The sequence below is a fragment of the Zobellia sp. OII3 genome, assembly GCF_002211465.1.
GTDB classification, from domain to species: Bacteria; Bacteroidota; Bacteroidia; order Flavobacteriales; family Flavobacteriaceae; genus Zobellia; species Zobellia galactanivorans.
In genome coordinates this window covers 29,532-45,519 of sequence record NZ_MWRZ01000011.1, presented here as the reverse complement: position 1 = coordinate 45,519, position 15,988 = coordinate 29,532, and the positions used below count along the sequence as shown (strand labels likewise).

General features: G+C 44.4%; 15 protein-coding genes and 1 other RNA gene. 9 read left to right on the top strand and 7 right to left on the bottom strand.

Going from position 1 to position 15,988, the window contains the following annotated elements; translation table 11 throughout:
- Positions 1–36: 36 nt before the first annotated feature.
- Together B4Q04_RS19870 and B4Q04_RS19865 are read left to right on the top strand one after the other, a co-directional pair.
- Complete coding sequence (locus B4Q04_RS19870) at positions 37–1,671, top strand: sulfatase (protein WP_013994479.1); 1,635 nt, start codon at positions 37–39, stop codon at positions 1,669–1,671.
- 53 nt (positions 1,672–1,724) lie between these two features.
- Positions 1,725–3,206 carry a sulfatase-like hydrolase/transferase gene (locus B4Q04_RS19865; protein WP_046287960.1) on the top strand — a complete coding sequence of 494 codons (1,482 nt, stop codon included), beginning with the start codon at positions 1,725–1,727 and terminating at the stop codon, positions 3,204–3,206.
- A gap of 74 nt (positions 3,207–3,280) precedes the next feature.
- On the opposite strand, the gene rny is transcribed toward B4Q04_RS19865, so the two are convergent.
- The 4 genes from rny to B4Q04_RS19845 all read right to left on the bottom strand — a co-directional run bounded on the left by rny (position 3,281) and on the right by B4Q04_RS19845 (position 5,743).
- Positions 3,281–4,849 (bottom strand): ribonuclease Y, encoded by a 1,569-nt coding sequence (gene rny / locus B4Q04_RS19860; protein ID WP_013994477.1) that lies wholly within the window; start codon positions 4,847–4,849, stop codon positions 3,281–3,283.
- 123 nt (positions 4,850–4,972) lie between these two features.
- Positions 4,973–5,083, bottom strand: a non-coding RNA gene (ssrS, locus tag B4Q04_RS19855) — 6S RNA.
- A gap of 57 nt (positions 5,084–5,140) precedes the next feature.
- Positions 5,141–5,437, bottom strand: a complete 297-nt coding sequence (locus B4Q04_RS19850) for a cell division protein ZapA (protein WP_013994476.1) — start codon at positions 5,435–5,437, stop codon at positions 5,141–5,143.
- Positions 5,438–5,452: 15 nt separating this feature from the next.
- Positions 5,453–5,743 (bottom strand): hypothetical protein, encoded by a 291-nt coding sequence (locus B4Q04_RS19845; RefSeq protein ID WP_013994475.1) that lies wholly within the window; start codon positions 5,741–5,743, stop codon positions 5,453–5,455.
- A 193-nt stretch (positions 5,744–5,936) separates the two neighbouring features.
- Between B4Q04_RS19845 and B4Q04_RS19840 the strand changes: the two genes are divergently transcribed.
- The 3 genes from B4Q04_RS19840 to B4Q04_RS19830 all read left to right on the top strand — a co-directional run bounded on the left by B4Q04_RS19840 (position 5,937) and on the right by B4Q04_RS19830 (position 10,769).
- On the top strand, positions 5,937–7,628 hold the full coding sequence (locus B4Q04_RS19840) for a M23 family metallopeptidase (RefSeq protein WP_013994474.1): 1,692 nt from the start codon (positions 5,937–5,939) through the stop codon (positions 7,626–7,628).
- A 61-nt stretch (positions 7,629–7,689) separates the two neighbouring features.
- Positions 7,690–10,104, top strand: coding sequence for a carboxypeptidase-like regulatory domain-containing protein (locus B4Q04_RS19835; RefSeq protein ID WP_236631059.1), 2,415 nt, complete (start codon positions 7,690–7,692; stop codon positions 10,102–10,104).
- A gap of 11 nt (positions 10,105–10,115) precedes the next feature.
- Positions 10,116–10,769 carry a hypothetical protein gene (locus tag B4Q04_RS19830; protein WP_013994472.1) on the top strand — a complete coding sequence of 218 codons (654 nt, stop codon included), beginning with the start codon at positions 10,116–10,118 and terminating at the stop codon, positions 10,767–10,769.
- A gap of 31 nt (positions 10,770–10,800) precedes the next feature.
- Here the strand turns inward: B4Q04_RS19830 and B4Q04_RS19825 are convergent, their stop codons facing one another.
- Complete coding sequence (locus B4Q04_RS19825; RefSeq protein ID WP_013994471.1) at positions 10,801–11,949, bottom strand: cysteine desulfurase family protein; 1,149 nt, start codon at positions 11,947–11,949, stop codon at positions 10,801–10,803.
- A 102-nt stretch (positions 11,950–12,051) separates the two neighbouring features.
- Between B4Q04_RS19825 and B4Q04_RS22865 the strand changes: the two genes are divergently transcribed.
- On the top strand, positions 12,052–13,065 hold the full coding sequence (locus tag B4Q04_RS22865; RefSeq protein WP_201723425.1) for a hypothetical protein: 1,014 nt from the start codon (positions 12,052–12,054) through the stop codon (positions 13,063–13,065).
- Here B4Q04_RS22865 and B4Q04_RS19815 read toward each other — a convergent pair.
- The gene (locus tag B4Q04_RS19815) at positions 13,062–13,607 is read right to left on the bottom strand and encodes a Smr/MutS family protein (RefSeq protein ID WP_013994469.1); all 546 of its coding nucleotides are present in this window, start codon (positions 13,605–13,607) and stop codon (positions 13,062–13,064) included. The two genes, B4Q04_RS22865 and B4Q04_RS19815, sit on opposite strands and share 4 nt — an antisense overlap.
- A 62-nt stretch (positions 13,608–13,669) precedes the next feature.
- Here B4Q04_RS19815 and B4Q04_RS19810 point away from each other — a divergent pair, with 62 nt between their 5' ends.
- The 3 genes from B4Q04_RS19810 to B4Q04_RS19800 are packed head-to-tail and all read left to right on the top strand — an operon-like array spanning position 13,670 to position 14,629.
- The gene (locus B4Q04_RS19810) at positions 13,670–13,981 is read left to right on the top strand and encodes a DUF2752 domain-containing protein (RefSeq protein ID WP_088697829.1); all 312 of its coding nucleotides are present in this window, start codon (positions 13,670–13,672) and stop codon (positions 13,979–13,981) included.
- Positions 13,982–13,984: 3 nt separating this feature from the next.
- On the top strand, positions 13,985–14,314 hold the full coding sequence (locus B4Q04_RS19805) for a CCC motif membrane protein (protein ID WP_013994467.1): 330 nt from the start codon (positions 13,985–13,987) through the stop codon (positions 14,312–14,314).
- Between the two features lie 3 nt (positions 14,315–14,317).
- Complete coding sequence (locus B4Q04_RS19800; RefSeq protein ID WP_013994466.1) at positions 14,318–14,629, top strand: CCC motif membrane protein; 312 nt, start codon at positions 14,318–14,320, stop codon at positions 14,627–14,629.
- Between the two features lie 53 nt (positions 14,630–14,682).
- Here the strand turns inward: B4Q04_RS19800 and rocD are convergent, their stop codons facing one another.
- Positions 14,683–15,927 carry an ornithine--oxo-acid transaminase gene (rocD, locus tag B4Q04_RS19795; protein ID WP_088697828.1) on the bottom strand — a complete coding sequence of 415 codons (1,245 nt, stop codon included), beginning with the start codon at positions 15,925–15,927 and terminating at the stop codon, positions 14,683–14,685.
- Positions 15,928–15,988 lie beyond the last annotated feature (61 nt).

Below are 15,988 nucleotides of genomic sequence, written 5' to 3'. Positions count from 1 at the left end.
ATTACAGGGAAATGAAAATCTAAAAGATTGAAAGAGATGAGCCTATCAAAATTTATCGGTATTCTTTTTCTGCTCGGACAAGCGGTAGGCTGCAGCTCGGCACAAAACAGTATCCCTAAAAAAGAAAGCAAAAAACCGAATATTCTGTTTATAGCCATAGACGACCTTAGGCCCGAACTAGGGTCGTATGGTTCGGAAATAGCCCGGAGCCCTAATTTAGACAAGCTCGCAAGTGAAGGCTTGCAATTCAACAGGGCCTATTGTCAACAAGCCATCTGCGGTCCTTCTCGGGCCAGTGTTCTTACGGGACTGAGGCCAGAGACCAGTGGTATTTTCCATAATTATCTAAAAATACGGGAGCTGCATCCCGATATTGTTACCTTGCCCCAACACTTCAAAAACAATGGGTACGAATCGGTGTATTACGGAAAAATTTTCCATCATGGCGATTTGGACGATTCTTTATCATGGAGTCGCGTACCGGGCCCACAACCCAAATCGGTAGTGGGTTTCGCCCTTCCTGAAAACCAACAATTACGAGAAGAAACCCGAAAGGAAATGTTCTCAAAGTATGGTGATGTTGCCAAATATGGTTTAGCCATGGGGCCCGCGTACGAATCTGCCAAGGTTCCCGATAATACCTACGCCGACGGCTATAATACCGACTTAGCCATTGCCGATATAAAGAAGATGGCCAAAAAGAGTGACCAACCCTTCTTTTTAGGACTCGGTTTTCACAAACCTCATCTCAATTGGGTAGCCCCTAAAAAGTATTGGGATTTATACGATGAAAGCAAGATTCCCATGGCCTCTGACAGTACTCCGCCAAAAGATGGGGCCGCCATGGGGCTTCACCCCTCATTTGAATTACGGGTCCGTTCAGGCATACCCAAAACAGGAAAATTACCCCCTGAACTTGCCCGAACCTTAAAACACGCCTACCTAGCTTGTATCAGCTATGTAGATGCCCAGATCGGCCGTGCCATACAAGCCTTGGAAGAGGCCGGCATACGCGATAATACCATCATCATCGTTTGGAGCGACCACGGTTGGCATTTAGGCGATATGGGTATTTGGGGCAAGGCCACCAATTATGAAATTGCTACAAGGGTACCACTGATGATATGGACCCCTGATATGCCCGACAGCAATAGAGGTGTCCAAACGGAAGCACTGGTAGAATTGATCGATATGTACCCTACCCTTTGCGAACTCGCCGGAATTGAAAAACCGGTACACTTAGAAGGGCAAAGTTTTGCCCCCCTTTTAAAGCACCCTGAACAAGATTGGAAAACAGCGGTATTCAGTCAATTTCCCTCACCCGCCTTACGGGAATGGGGCTCATACCCATTGCGGCCCGCCATGCGGGAAACCTACTTCGGCCCCTTACTCGAGGAGGTCGAATTAAAGATCAAAGCACAACAAAAAGAGAAATGGGACCGAAACCTGTTTGAAAACAAGATAATGGGGTACGCCATGCGAACCGACCAATATCGTTTTATTGTCTGGAAAGACCGTACACTAACGCAAGCGTCACCCCTTTATTTTGAACTTTACGACCACAAAAAGGATCCCGGGGAAACGGTAAACATCGCCTCTAGTAATCCTCAACTTGTAGCACGTCTAATGGCCCAATTCAAAAAAGAAAAAGAGCAACATTCCCTAAACTAATGAAAAAAGAAAAACATCATTTTAAAAAAATATCAACATTAAAATTTATAGTTATGGCAATTCACTTTAATCATTTTAAACTATTTCTATACGCTGCCGTCCTGTCGGTTGCGAACATCGGACTGGCGCAAGAAACACGTCCGAACATCCTTGTGGTCTTATGTGACGACCTCGGTTATGCCGACGTTGGTTTTAACGGTTCTACGGATATCCTTACGCCCGAACTGGACAACTTGGCGCAAAACGGTAGCATTTTCACATCGGCCTATGTGGCCCACCCCTTCTGTGGCCCTAGTCGCTCCGCCATTTTAACCGGACGATATCCACACCTCACCGGTACGGCCTACAACCTTTTCCACAATAGTAGTGAAGATGACAAAGACAATATGGGCGTTCCCGTTGAAGAGACCTATATGTCCAAAGTACTTCAAAACGCAGGTTACTATACAAGCGCCATCGGTAAGTGGCACTTAGGAGCCGCCCCGAAATTCCACCCCAACAAAAGAGGATTCGACGATTTTTATGGTTTTTTAGGAGGAGGACATGACTATTTTCCTTCCGAGTACCAAAAGACCTATAAAGCGCAAAAGAAAGCCGGCAACCCAAATATCAGGGACTATGTCTTTCCCATGGAACACAACGGGAAGCCCGCCAACGAAACCGAATACATAACGGATGGTTTTTCACGGGAAGCCATCAAAAACATCAAAATTGCCGCGGCAAAAAAACAACCCTTCTTTATATATCTGGCCTACAACGCCCCCCACGTTCCGCTTCAGGCCAAGGCCGAGGACGTGGCCAAGTTCGCCCATATAAAGGATAAAGACCGAAGAACCTATGCCGCAATGGTATATGCCGTAGACCGTGGTGTCGGCAAAATTGTTCAGACCTTAAAAGAAACCAAGCAATTTGACAACACCCTTATTGTGTTTTTAAGCGATAACGGAGGGAATTTTAATCACGGTGCGAACAATTATCCCCTAAAAGGTACCAAAGGAGATACTTGGGAGGGTGGCTATCGTGTGCCCATGTTCTTTCATTGGCCTAAAAAAATCAAAAAAGACCAGCGTTTCGATTTTCCTGTTTCCTCCCTTGACCTCTACCCTACCTTCACAGGCCTTGCCGAAGCAAAACTTCCGAAAGGAAAGCAACTTGACGGTAAAAATATCATGGACGATGTCTTGAAAAACACCGAACCCTATAAAGATGAAATGATCTATTCATTGCGCTATCGCGAGGGCTATAACGATGTGGGCGCCCGAATGGGCGATTGGAAAATTACACGTATGGGCAACGAACCTTGGCGTCTACATAATATCACCCAAGATATAGGCGAAAAGAAAAACCTAGCAGGCCGATACCCCGACCGCCTAAAGGAAATGATAGCCAAGACCCAAGAGTGGACCAAAAGCTTTGTAAAACCCCTGTGGGTTTATTCGGTGAAGGACAAGGAACTCTGGGAGAGCGGCCAAATGCCGAATTATGAAGCTACTTTTGAAGTAGACAAACTAGTCGACAGTCCTTATCACAAATAAAAATTATAGGTACCAAATAAAAAGGGCCCCGTATGTACGGGGCCCTTTTTGTTTATTATAAAGTATACGGTATGTTACTTTGCTACGTTTACCGAACGGGTTTCCCGAATTACGGTGACCTTTACCTGACCCGGATAGGTCATATCGGTCTGTATTTTCTGTGAAATCTCAAAAGACAACTGTGCCGCTTTTTCGTCGTTCACCTTTTCGCTTTCGACAATTACCCTTAGTTCACGACCCGCTTGAATAGCGTAGGCTTTTTGAACCCCGCCAAAACTGAAGGCCACTTCCTCAAGGTCTTTTAAACGTTGAATGTAAGAATCCAACACCTGTCTACGAGCTCCTGGCCTTGCACCGCTAATAGCATCACAGACCTGAACGATGGGCGCAATAAGCGTCTTCATTTCAATTTCATCATGGTGAGCCCCTATAGCGTTGCAGACATCAGGCTTTTCGCCATATTTCTCAGCCCACTGCATCCCTAAAATAGCATGCGGGGTTTCTACTTCCGCTTCGGTATTCGGTACTTTACCTATATCATGTAAAAGTCCGGCACGTTTTGCCAATTTGGGGTTCAACCCAAGTTCGGCGGCCATCACACCACATAATTTGGCAACCTCCCTAGAGTGTTGCAATAGGTTTTGTCCGTAAGACGAACGGTATTTCATTCGACCTATAGCGCGGACCAATTCAGGGTGCAGCCCATGAATACCCAAATCGATTACGGTACGTTTACCGACCTCAACGATTTCCTGCTCGATTTGCTTCTCTGTCTTTTTAACGATTTCCTCGATTCGTGCCGGATGTATCCTGCCGTCCGTTACCAATTTGTGCAACGAAAGGCGTGCGACTTCACGACGGACCGAATCAAAACAAGAAAGAATAATAGCTTCCGGTGTATCGTCTACAATAATTTCAACACCAGTAGCCGATTCGAGAGCACGAATGTTTCGTCCTTCCCTACCGATAATCCTACCTTTTACATCGTCGGATTCAAGGTTGAAAACCGAAACGCAATTCTCTACGGCCTCTTCCGTACCGATACGTTGTATGGTATTGATCACGATTTTCTTGGCCTCTTGCTGTGCGGTTAATTTGGCCTCTTCCACAGTAGTTTGAATATAGGCCATAGCATCGGTCTTTGCCGTTTCCTTCAACGATTCCATCAACTGCCCTTTGGCATCATCGGCCGAAAGTCCTGAAATAACCTCTAGCTGTTGTACTTGGTTCTTATGAAGCTTTTCCAGTTCGCTTTGTTTCTTTTCAAGATACTCCTCCTTATGGGCGACTTCCTTCAATTTACTATCGAGCTGACTGTTCAATTTCTTGCTTCGGGCCAACTCGTTACTTACTTGCGACTCTTTGTCACGTGTACGTTTTTCGGCTTCCCCGATTTTTTTGTCCTTGCTGATAATTACCTTTTCATGCTCGGCCTTAAGTTCCAAGAACTTCTCCTTGGCCTGAAAGATTTTATCTTTTTTAATGTTCTCACCTTCTACTTTGGCCGCATTAATTATAGAGTTAGCCTCGTTCTTGGCGTTTAAAAGGGTTTTTGAGGCTTTGCCCTTTTCCATAAATTTTGCAATGGCGAAGCCAATTGCAAGGCCGATAATACCGGCTATTATAAGTGTTGCACTATCCATATATCAAATATTTAGGTTCGAATCGACCTAAGCGTTCAAAGTGGTACGTAAAAAATAGGGGGTACCGACCCTGGGCGCTCAAACCAATTCATAAAAAAAGCCCACATTAGCGAAGTTTTGTACAAACTCCAATAAACAGGTTTAGGGCTACAAGACTGATCAAGGATCCCTATACGGGTAGGGCCTGCTTTTACAATCTAAACTCACCCTTTTTAAACAAAATTAATGTTGAGTTTGTCAAAAGGTAATACCAATGTGGGCAGTAACTTATGTTATTTTAAAGAACGTTTTTTATTTGACGCCAAGCTTTGAAGTTATCAATTCGTCCAACGCTTTAAGGCGTTCGGTCGCATTTTGGGTCCCTTCCGATTGATCGATACCGCGTTGCTCAATTTTAGAGGCAAATTGCAGGGCACACATGGCCAATACATCTTGCTTGTCTCTTACGGCATAACTCTGTTCAAACTTTTTCGCCAATTGCTCGATGTTCTTCGCCGCCTTTCGCAAGCCTTCTTCTTGGCTTGGATCAATGGTCAAAGGGTACACCCTATCGGCAATAGAAAGCTTTATTTTTAGCTTTTCTGACATTTTATCTTTTGAACATTATTCCGAAAGTTGTGCTATACAATAGTCCAACTCCCTGATCAATGTGTTTATTTTAAGCTTAGCTTCAGTTTTATTTGTATTACTGCCAAGCATTGAGTTTGCAAGTTTCAACGAGTTGTATTTTTCTTCCCAAACGGAAACCGAATTCAACACGTGGTCTTTATCTTCCTTCAGTACGGCAATCTCTTCCTGCAATTTGGCATTGGCTTGGTTCAGCACCTCCAACTTATGCAAAAGCTTGCTTATTTTATTCTCTAAAGAGTCGACAACTTTGACCAATTCACTCATAAATCAAACGCAATGCATTTTACACAAAGTTAACATACCTGCCCTTACCTAGCAATACTTTTTTCAATTATTCTTAAAGTAATACTTTAACGCCTTAAAAAACGTTGTTGAAACACCTAACGATATTTTTGGTCCTCTATATTTTCAAGAATTCAAATCGTTTGGCTAATTTCGTATCTCTTTCTAAAGAACTATGAGAAAACTTTTTGTCGGTCTTTCATTTTTATTTTCTGTTTTTGGCTTTTCCCAGGAAAAGTATCCACAAGATGCGTTCCGTTCGCCCATTGATATACCCATGGTACTCGCCGGTACCTTTGGGGAGTTGCGCTCGAACCATTTCCATTCAGGTATAGACATCAAGACCCAGCAACGCGAGGGCTTACCCATTTATGCGGTTGCCGACGGCAGCGTAACCCGCATCAAGGTTTCCCTTTGGGGCTACGGAAAGGTACTCTATATAGCCCATCCGAACGGATACACCTCGGTTTATGGGCACCTACAGAAATTTGCCCCTAAGATTCAGGAATTTGTAAAAAAACTACAATACAAAAAACAAGCGTACGAAGTAGAGGATTTTCCCGATTATGCCGAGATAAAGGTCAAAAAAGGTGAAATCATCGCCTATGGCGGAAATACCGGAGGTTCTTCAGGACCCCACCTCCATTTTGAAATTCGAAGCAGTATTTCCGAAAAGCCGACAAACCCTTTACTTTACGGGTTTGATGTAAGGGACGCAACCAACCCTACCTTATTGAAACTCTATGGTTTTCCCTTATCGGATGACGCACAGATCAACCAAAACAAAAATACCACGGCCATTAATTTTACCCGACAGCAAGACGGTACTTTTCTGGCCGACCCGGTCAGTGCCACAGGAACCATTGGCTTGGGCTTTGTAGGATATGACAGACAAGATCTTGCGGCCAACCACAATGGCGTTTATTCGGTTCAGCAGCTTGTCAACGGAAAAGTATATACCGACTACGACTTCGAATCGTTCTCTTTCGGGGAAACCCGATATATCAACACCCTGATCGATTACTACCATTACGGAAAATACCGTCAACGCATACAACGCTTGTACAAGGCCCCGGGTAACCGCCTGAGCATTTACAACAAGCTTGAGAACGATGGAAAAATAGAAGTCAAGGAAGGATTGAGCTACAAGGTCGAGCTATTGATAAAAGATTACGCCGGCAATGAAACCAAGGCCATCATTCCGATAGAGGGAAAAACCGAGCCTACAAAAATCGACAAAGACGAAGAAAAAACAGAAAACTACGTCATTGCCAAAAAGCCGAACAATTACGATTTAGGGGGCGCCAAGGTCTACTTTCCCGCAAATACCTTTTACGACAATTTCTATATCGACCTGAAGAAGGGCGAAGATACGGTAACCATACACAACAACCGTGTACCGGCACACCGTAATTTCACCATAACCTTCGACGTCTCAAAATACAGCGAAGCCGAAAAAAAACAAATGTTCATTGCCCGACTTGACAGTAGATTGCGTCCATCACATACCTCTACGTACAAACGGGGAAATACCTTTACAACGCGCACGCGCTACCTTGGCACCTATACCTTGGCCAAAGACACGGTGGCCCCAAAGATCCGACCAAAGAATTTCAAGGAAAAACAATGGCTGAACAATTACCATTATCTTAGTCTACGCATTACCGATGACCTCAGTGGTATAGACACCTATTCGGCCACCTTGAACGGTAAATGGATCTTAATGGAATACGAGCCTAAAACCAACACGATTACCTATAATTTCGACGATGTCATCCTTAACGAAAAAGAATGTCACCTTGAAGTTACCGTAACCGATAATGTGGGTAACACCAATACCTTTACCAGTACTTTCTATAGAAAATGACACCTTTTTGAAGTGCCCTAAACTTATTCTCCTTCTTGCGTTCCTAGGTGCTACCCTTAGTATGAGCGCCCAAACCGCTACCGTGACCGGTATCGTGTTCAATAAGGCCAACGAGCCCTTAGAGGAGGTAAATATCAGCACAGCAAGCAAAGGCACTATTTCAGACCAAAACGGATATTATTCGCTTCAAGTAACCGCCGACGAGCCCATAACCCTGACCTTTTCACATATAGGCCATAAAAACGTGGTATTGCGCGACCTTGTTCTCAACACCAACGAAACCTATGAGTTCAGTCCGGTATTACGATCGGATATTATACAAATTGCCGGTGTCACCGTTTCGCCTACGGGCAAAAGAAACATTGAAGGGGTGACTACGGTAAGTCAGGATATGGCCCACAACATACCCGGTGCCAATGCCGGTGTGGAGAACATTCTAAAACTACTGCCCGGAGTGTCTTCGAGCAATGAACTGAGTACCCAGTACAACGTACGTGGCGGCAATTACGATGAAAACTTGGTCTATGTAAACGACATAGAAGTTTACCGACCGTTTTTAGTACGCGCTGCCCAACAGGAAGGTATGAGCTTTATCAACAGCGAAATGGTTCGTAACATACGTTTTTCCTCTGGGGGTTTTCAGGCCAAGTACGGCGACAAACTGTCTTCCGTATTGGACATCACCTACAAAAAGCCCTCCGAGAACGGTGCCCAGCTCGACCTTAGCTTTTTAGGGGCCAGCGCAACGGCCGAAGCCGTTTCCAAAGACAAAAAGCTGAGCACCATCAACGGTATCCGCTATCGGAACAACAGCCTATTCGTCAACAGTCAAGATATCAACACCAACTTCAACCCCACTTTTGCCGATTTCCAGACCTTTACGACCTACCAGTTTTCAAGAAAGTTCCACCTCGATTTTTTGGGCAACGTTTCAATCAACGATTATCAAAACGAACCGCGTGACAGGCAAACGAATTTTGGAACAATAGCCGAGCCCAAATCGCTTCAAATCTATTATCAAGGAGAAGAGCACAATCGCTATAACACCATCCTTGGCGCCTTAAAGGCCAATTATTTCGTGAACGAAGATGTTACGATGAAATTAATAGCCTCGCTCTACCATACCACGGAAGAAGAATATTCCGATGTCATCGCCCAATACTATCTAGGCAACGTCAACACCGACCCCTTTAGCGATTCCTTTGGCGTCCCTACCGACATACGAGGCGTAGGCAGTCAGTATAAGCGCGCCAGGAACGAGCTTGACGCCCTGATATTCAACCTATCGTATAAAGGAAGCTTTACAAGGAAAAACCAATTATTGGAATGGGGCATCAAATACACCCATGAAGATATTCGCGACCAATTGCGGGAATCGGAGTTTATCGATTCTGCGGGGTATTTCGTTCGTCCGCCAAGAGCCGAATTCATCAACGATCAGCCCGAAACCCCCTTTGAAGCCCCCCTCGAGGCCTATTCAGGGATAAACGCCAGAAATTTTGTAAAGACCGACCGTTTTTCAGGATATGTGCAATTTAGCGACCGATTAGACCTAGCATCACACGCCCTGCATTACAATCTTGGGCTACGGGCCCAACATTGGACGGTTTCCGGGGCAGAAATTTCAAGTTCGTCACAGACCGTCGTGAGTCCACGTGCCCAAATATCCTTAAAACCCGATTGGAAAAGGGATATGCTTTTTCGGCTTTCCGGCGGCCTATACCACCAACCCCCGTTTTACCGAGAACTCCGTGACCGAACGGGCACGGTCAACCCCAATGTAAAGGCTCAAGAATCACTTCATATTGTGGGAGGCAACGAATATTCGTTCAACCTTTGGCAGCGCCCCTTTACCCTCATAAGCGAGGTCTATTATAAAAAATTGAACCACGTCAACACCTACACCCTAGAAGACGTTCGTATACGCTACGCGGCCAATACCGATGCCGAGGCCTATGCATATGGCGCCGATCTAAGGTTAAACGGGGCCTTTGTACCCGGCACCGAATCTTGGGTAAGCATCGGCTTTTTAAAAACAGAGGAAAACAGTAACGACCGCGGATATATAGCCAGACCTTCGGACCAGCGATTGAAATTCGGTATTCTCTTTCAAGATTACATCCCCGAATTCCCCAATTTCAAAATGTACCTCAACCTGGTATACAACACTGGCGTACCCGGTGGTTCGCCAAATTATTCCGACCCATATCTCTACAACACCAGATTACGCGATTATAAGCGTGCCGATTTGGGAATTTCGCATATTTTTGTAGGCGGAAACAGAACCTATCAAAAAAACCACTGGTTGCACCGGTTTAAAGAACTGAGCGCTGGCGTTGAGATTTTTAATTTGTTCAACAATCAAAATTCAATTACAAATACATGGGTCCGGGATGTTGACAGCAAACAACAATTTGCCGTTCCTAATTTCATGACAAGTCGTGTGCTGAACCTAAAGCTCCGCATGCGCTTTTAGAAGACAAACTGATGAAGAAGATTTTTTTTGCCGTACTACTATTGACCACTGTTCTTGCCAACGCTCAAAAGAATATATACGAAAGTGACAAATTTGATGACCTGAGCGACAGCCACCAAGTTTTGGCCATCATTCCCTTTTTGGCGAATCTTGAGTTAAAGGACGATATTTCAAAGGAAGAATTAAGCACCCTCGAACAAAAGGAAGGCTACGCCGTACAGAACGCCCTAGAGACCTATTTTTCAAGACGCAAAAAGAAAAAGAAATTCTCGGTAGAGTTTCAAGACGTAAAGAATACCAATGCCATACTGGCCCAAAACAATATAGATTACAATAACATTGACGTATACACCACCAAACAGCTCAGTGAAATTTTGGGGGTAGATGGCATCATTAGTGGAAATATGGACCTCAACGTACTGCTTTCAAAAGGTATACCTACAGAGTTCAGCTTTATGGATTATTTCTCGGGAAATGCAGACTATGGCCGTATCGGTGTAAAAATTAGCGATGGCAATACCGGAAAGCTTCTCTGGAAATACGAAAAAAAAATCAATAAAAAATCAGGAAAAAATACGACCGACCTTATCGACCGTATGATGAAACTCGCGGCGCGTAAGTTTCCGTACGACCGGGAAAAACGAAAAGACCGAAAGCAAAAATAAACATTGAAACTCCCTCTAGAAAAGGGAGTTTTTATTTTTCCACGAACTCCTTGAGCACCTGAACGGTATAGTCCAATTCTTCCTTGGTGTTGTATTTTGAAAAAGAAAACCGTAGCGAAGGCTTCCTAAAATCGTCTTCCGACAGAATCTCGGCAAGCACGTGTGACCCTAGGTCGCTTCCCGATTGGCAAGCACTTCCTTTTGAACACGCTATCCCCTTCATATCCAAATGGAACAAAAGCATCAACGCTTTCTGTGAATCTATGGGCAAGCAGGCATTCACCAAGGTAAAGGTGCTTTTTTCCAAGTCGCCCGAATGACCGTTAAATTTTACATCAGGAATCTCCTCCTTCATTCGATCAATAAAGTAAGATTTCAGTTCGGTAACATAAGCCGTCTCGGCCTCTAGATTATCGTATGCCTCCACAAAGGCCATTTCGAGCCCTACAATATTGTGAAACGATTCGGTTCCCGCGCGGTAACCACGCTCTTGCGCACCGCCCGCTATCATAGGTTTGAGTCCTGAATTCTTCTTGATATAGGCAAACCCTATTCCTTTTGGACCATGGAATTTATGGGCCGCGGCCGTAAGAAAATCGACCGGAACGGCTTTTACATCCCAGAGATAGTGTCCGATAGACTGCACCGTATCCGAATGAAAAAGCGCCCCGTGGGAATGACAAAGTTCACAAACCGCTGCAATATCGATCTTATTGCCAATTTCATTGTTTACATGCATTAAACTCACCAACTTTTTAGAATCGTCTTGCTTCAACAAGCTTTCCAGATGCAAAAGGTCGGGGTTGCCAAATACGTCAAGATCAACATACAAAACCTTGATACCCTTTTCACTCGCCAAGTCTTCAACCGTATGAAGTACGGCATGGTGTTCTATTTTAGAAGTAATGATCGTTTCTACTTTCAGATCGCGAACGGCACAGCGTAAAATCATGTTATCGGCCTCGGTCCCCCCAGAAGTAAAAATAATTTCCGAAGGATGGGCGTTCATATATTTCGCAATCGTTTTTCTGGCACTCTCTACCGCTGTCTTTGCCGAACGGCCAAAACTATGGGTAGAAGAAGGATTGCCGTAAAAATTGGCCAAGGCATCTTGCATCTTTGCGATTACATTTTCCCGTACTTGAGTAGTGGCCGCATTATCTAAATAAACCTTTTTCATCACCTAAAAATTCAATTAAGAGCGGTCAAAATTAGCGGAATTAAAGTTAATTTCTCCCTAATTCCCAATAAACTTGTCCTTTATTTCCATTAAATTTGGCACATGAAGAAAACGCTACTTTTAGGTATACTGACCCTTTTATGCGCCTGTGACGATGGCGATCTACAAATTGAACGGGTAGATTTTGACGCTGTAGATGTTCAGACGTGCGGAGACCTTGACGATCCCCTTGAAACCACGTTTTTCTTTAAAATAGACGGTGACGAGGCCCTATTGCTCAACTTGGCCAGTGGCCTACTCAAAAACGAGACTTCGGAGGCCGATGAGCTTCAATCGAGTTTACCTTCGGCATCAAGCCTCATTTACAGGCTATTCGACGATGACGTTTCCAAAGATTATTTCTGTTCTACCATACCCGCACTAGAACCATCCGTAACCAAAGAAAACACGGCAACGGCAGGTGATATCGACATAGAAACGCATGTGAGTACGGTCTCAAAAGATACCAAGACCTATGCGCACACCATTTCCATTACCGGCCTTTCCTTGGCCAACGAGCAAAACGAAAGCATAACCGATTCGTCGACCATGACCTACGGAACCTTTAAGACGACCACACCAATAAGTGCCAGACTTGATGTGCCCTTTTCAAATTATGAAGCCATTGCCGATTTTACCGAATGCGAAAATGCCTTTGTAGACGGTAGCCTAAGGTTGTACAAAAAGATAAACGACGAATACGTTTCCTTGGATATACCGCTCACAACCATAGCCAATGCGGCCACCACGGCAGGAGAACCCCGAACCTCGACCTTGGAAAACGGAGCGTTCAAGTACACCGTATTAAACACTATAGTAACCGATGACATGATCTGCACCGACGCAGCGCTTTCAGAAGATATCATAAGTTTTGATTTTACGTCTTCGAGCGGAGCCATTAGTGTTGAGACCGTTGCAAACGCCGCGGATGGAACTGGTGCCATTACCTATACGCACACTATTTCGATCAACAATTTACTACTTGTCCTAAAAGGTGACGGTGAAGATGTCGCCGATGTAACGCTATCGGCCATCGACAACTTTGTGCTGGGCACCTATACAACGGTAGCCGACTAAGTATTCTGGTAAATATAGACCTCGGTAGCGCCCAGGCCGTATTTTTGGTAATCGGCATCGTAGTATTTTACATTGTCGTAGCGTCTAAAAAGGTAATAGAGCTCTTCTTTGAGCACGCCTTCCCCTACCCCGTGAATGAATACCACTTTTTGGATCCGCTTTCTCATAGCGAATTCCAACTGACGTCTGGCCGCATCCAACTGAAGGTTCAGCATATCATAATTGCTCATGCCCTTGCTTGACTTTGTCAACTGATGAATGTGCAGATCCACTTCCATCTTGGGGGCGTTGCGTTCTTTGGGCTTTAAGACCTGGGTTCTTCTTTTCTTCGGAAGTTCTTTTTCGGCCTTCACCTGGCTTATCTCGTAATTGCTGACCCGGATATCCCCCGTATCGATCCGAACCAGCTCGTTCGCCTCAAAATCGAGCTCAAACCCGTCATTGGTTTCAATAGTTACCGTAGCCCCGGAAAGCTTAGTAACCCTACCCGAGATGACATCATCTATAGTCTCAACCTTATCCCCTATTTGAAAAACGGCCATAATTTGTTTTGTATCCACAAAAATAATGGTAATTTTCGTGATAGAATTGCTAAACCGTAAAAATGCAGTTAGCTACTTTTTTATTGACTCTTGAAGATTATATGCTACCCTGCCTGAACAAAAAGCTCTTCGGCATCGACTGTCCGGGCTGTGGTCTTCAGCGTTCCATTGTACTTTTTTTTAAGGGGGATTTCAGTGCGGCCTTTGATATGTATCCGGCAATTTTCACCCTTATACCACTTGTAATGTTCGCCTTTGCAAGTCAATTTATCCGATTTCGTTTTGACACCCATATAAAAATGGCCCTTGGTATACTAAGCGGCTCTATTATTATAGTTAACTATATTTTTAAAATGACTCACCTAACCCACTAAAAAATGGAACAACACAAATTACCCAATGCTACTTTAATTCTTGTATTCGGAATTCTTTCGATAGTCACCTGTTGCTGTTATGGTATTCTTGGTCTTATATTCGGTATCGTTGCCTTGGTCTTAGCGAACAAAGCCACCTCCATCTATCAGGAAAACCCAGAAAACTATACGGATTACGGCAACGTAAAAACGGGAAAAATTCTTGCTATTATCGGTATCGTACTCAGCGTTCTTTATCTAATGATGACCATAGGTATGATTGCTTTCTTCGGGTTTGAAGATATGCAAGACCCTGAAATGATACGTGAAAAAATGGAAGAACTTTTTGGATAAGAAATGACACAACAAACCCTACCGGGCGCTAGTAACGCCTTAACTTTTGGAATTCTTTCCATAGTATTGACGCTTCTTTGCTGCGGACCCTTTGGCGCTATTTTCAGCTTTATAGGCCTGTCTAACGCGAAAACCGCACAGCGAACCTATGACCAAAGTAATGGTCAGTACACGGGAATCGAAAACGTAAAGACCGGAAAGACCCTGTCATATGTAGGCTTGATCTTAGCGGCCATTTACCTGCTAATAGCCATTATATACTTTGGCGCCATTGCCGCCATTATTGTAGCGGCCGCCACAAACGGCGATTTCTAAACCCGAAAGATAGATGTACAAAAAAGCCTGAAACTAAGTTTCAGGCTTTTTTTTTATTTCTCGAACCGTTTCAATGTTGTTGTTATGATCTCAACGCAATCTAACAGTTGCTCCCTGTTCATTACCAGGGGCGGTGCAAAGCGAATAATGTTGCCATGGGTAGGTTTGGCCAAAAGTCCGTTTTCCTTTAGGGCCATACAAATATCCCATGCGGTCGAACTGTCTTCCGTATCATTGATAAGAATTGCATTCAACAACCCTTTACCCCTTACGCCGTTCACCACATTGCAGTTCGGTATAAATTTGTTCAACTCATCCCTGAACAGTAGTCCGAGTGTCTCGGCATTTTGCGCCAACTCCTCATTTTTGACTACCTCTAATGCCGCAATGGCCACGGCCGCAGCAATAGGGTTCCCGCCAAAAGTACTGCCGTGGTTTCCAGGTTTGATCACCCCCATAACTTCATCGTTGGCCAAAACAGCGGAAACGGGGTAAGCTCCTCCAGAAAGCGCTTTTCCCAATATCAAGATATCAGGCTTTACGTTCTCATGGTCTACTGCCAGCATCTTACCTGTTCGGGCTATTCCGGTCTGGACCTCATCGGCTATAAAAAGTACGTTGTGCTTTTCGCACAATGCCTTGGCTTTCCTTAAATAACCTTCAGAAGGAACGTATACTCCCGCCTCCCCTTGAATAGGCTCGACCAAAAAACCAGCTATGTTATGGTTTTGTTCAAGCACCTCGGCCAAAGCCTCTAGGTTATCATATTCTATTTTAATAAATCCGGCCGTATAGGGTCCGAAATTCTTACGGGCCACCGGGTCGTTCGAAAACGAAATGATCGTGGTGGTTCTTCCATGAAAATTGTTTTCACAAACAACGATCTGTGCCTCGTTCTCGTTCAAGCCTTTTTTCTCATAGGCCCACTTTCGGCACACTTTCAATGCGGTCTCAACGGCCTCGGCACCTGTGTTCATAGGCAACAACTTGTCAAAGCCGAAAGTTTCCGTGGCATACTTTTCATACTTTCCGAGCATATCGTTGTAAAACGCCCTTGAGGTAAGGGTCAAGGTCTGCGCCTGATCGGTCATGGCCTTGACTATTTTCGGGTGGCAATGCCCCTGGTTTACTGCGGAGTAGGCCGAAAGGAAATCATAATATTTTTTCCCTTCAACATCCCAAACATAAACCCCGTCTCCCTTAGTGAGTACCACTGGCAATGGGTGATAGTTGTGTGCTCCGTACTTATCCTCCAATGCAATAGCACCTTCAGAAGTGATTTTTTCTAAAACTGACATGATAAAAATTACTTTTAAATAAAACTTCAGTAATTCCTTCTATACCTTTTTCCTTTCGAAG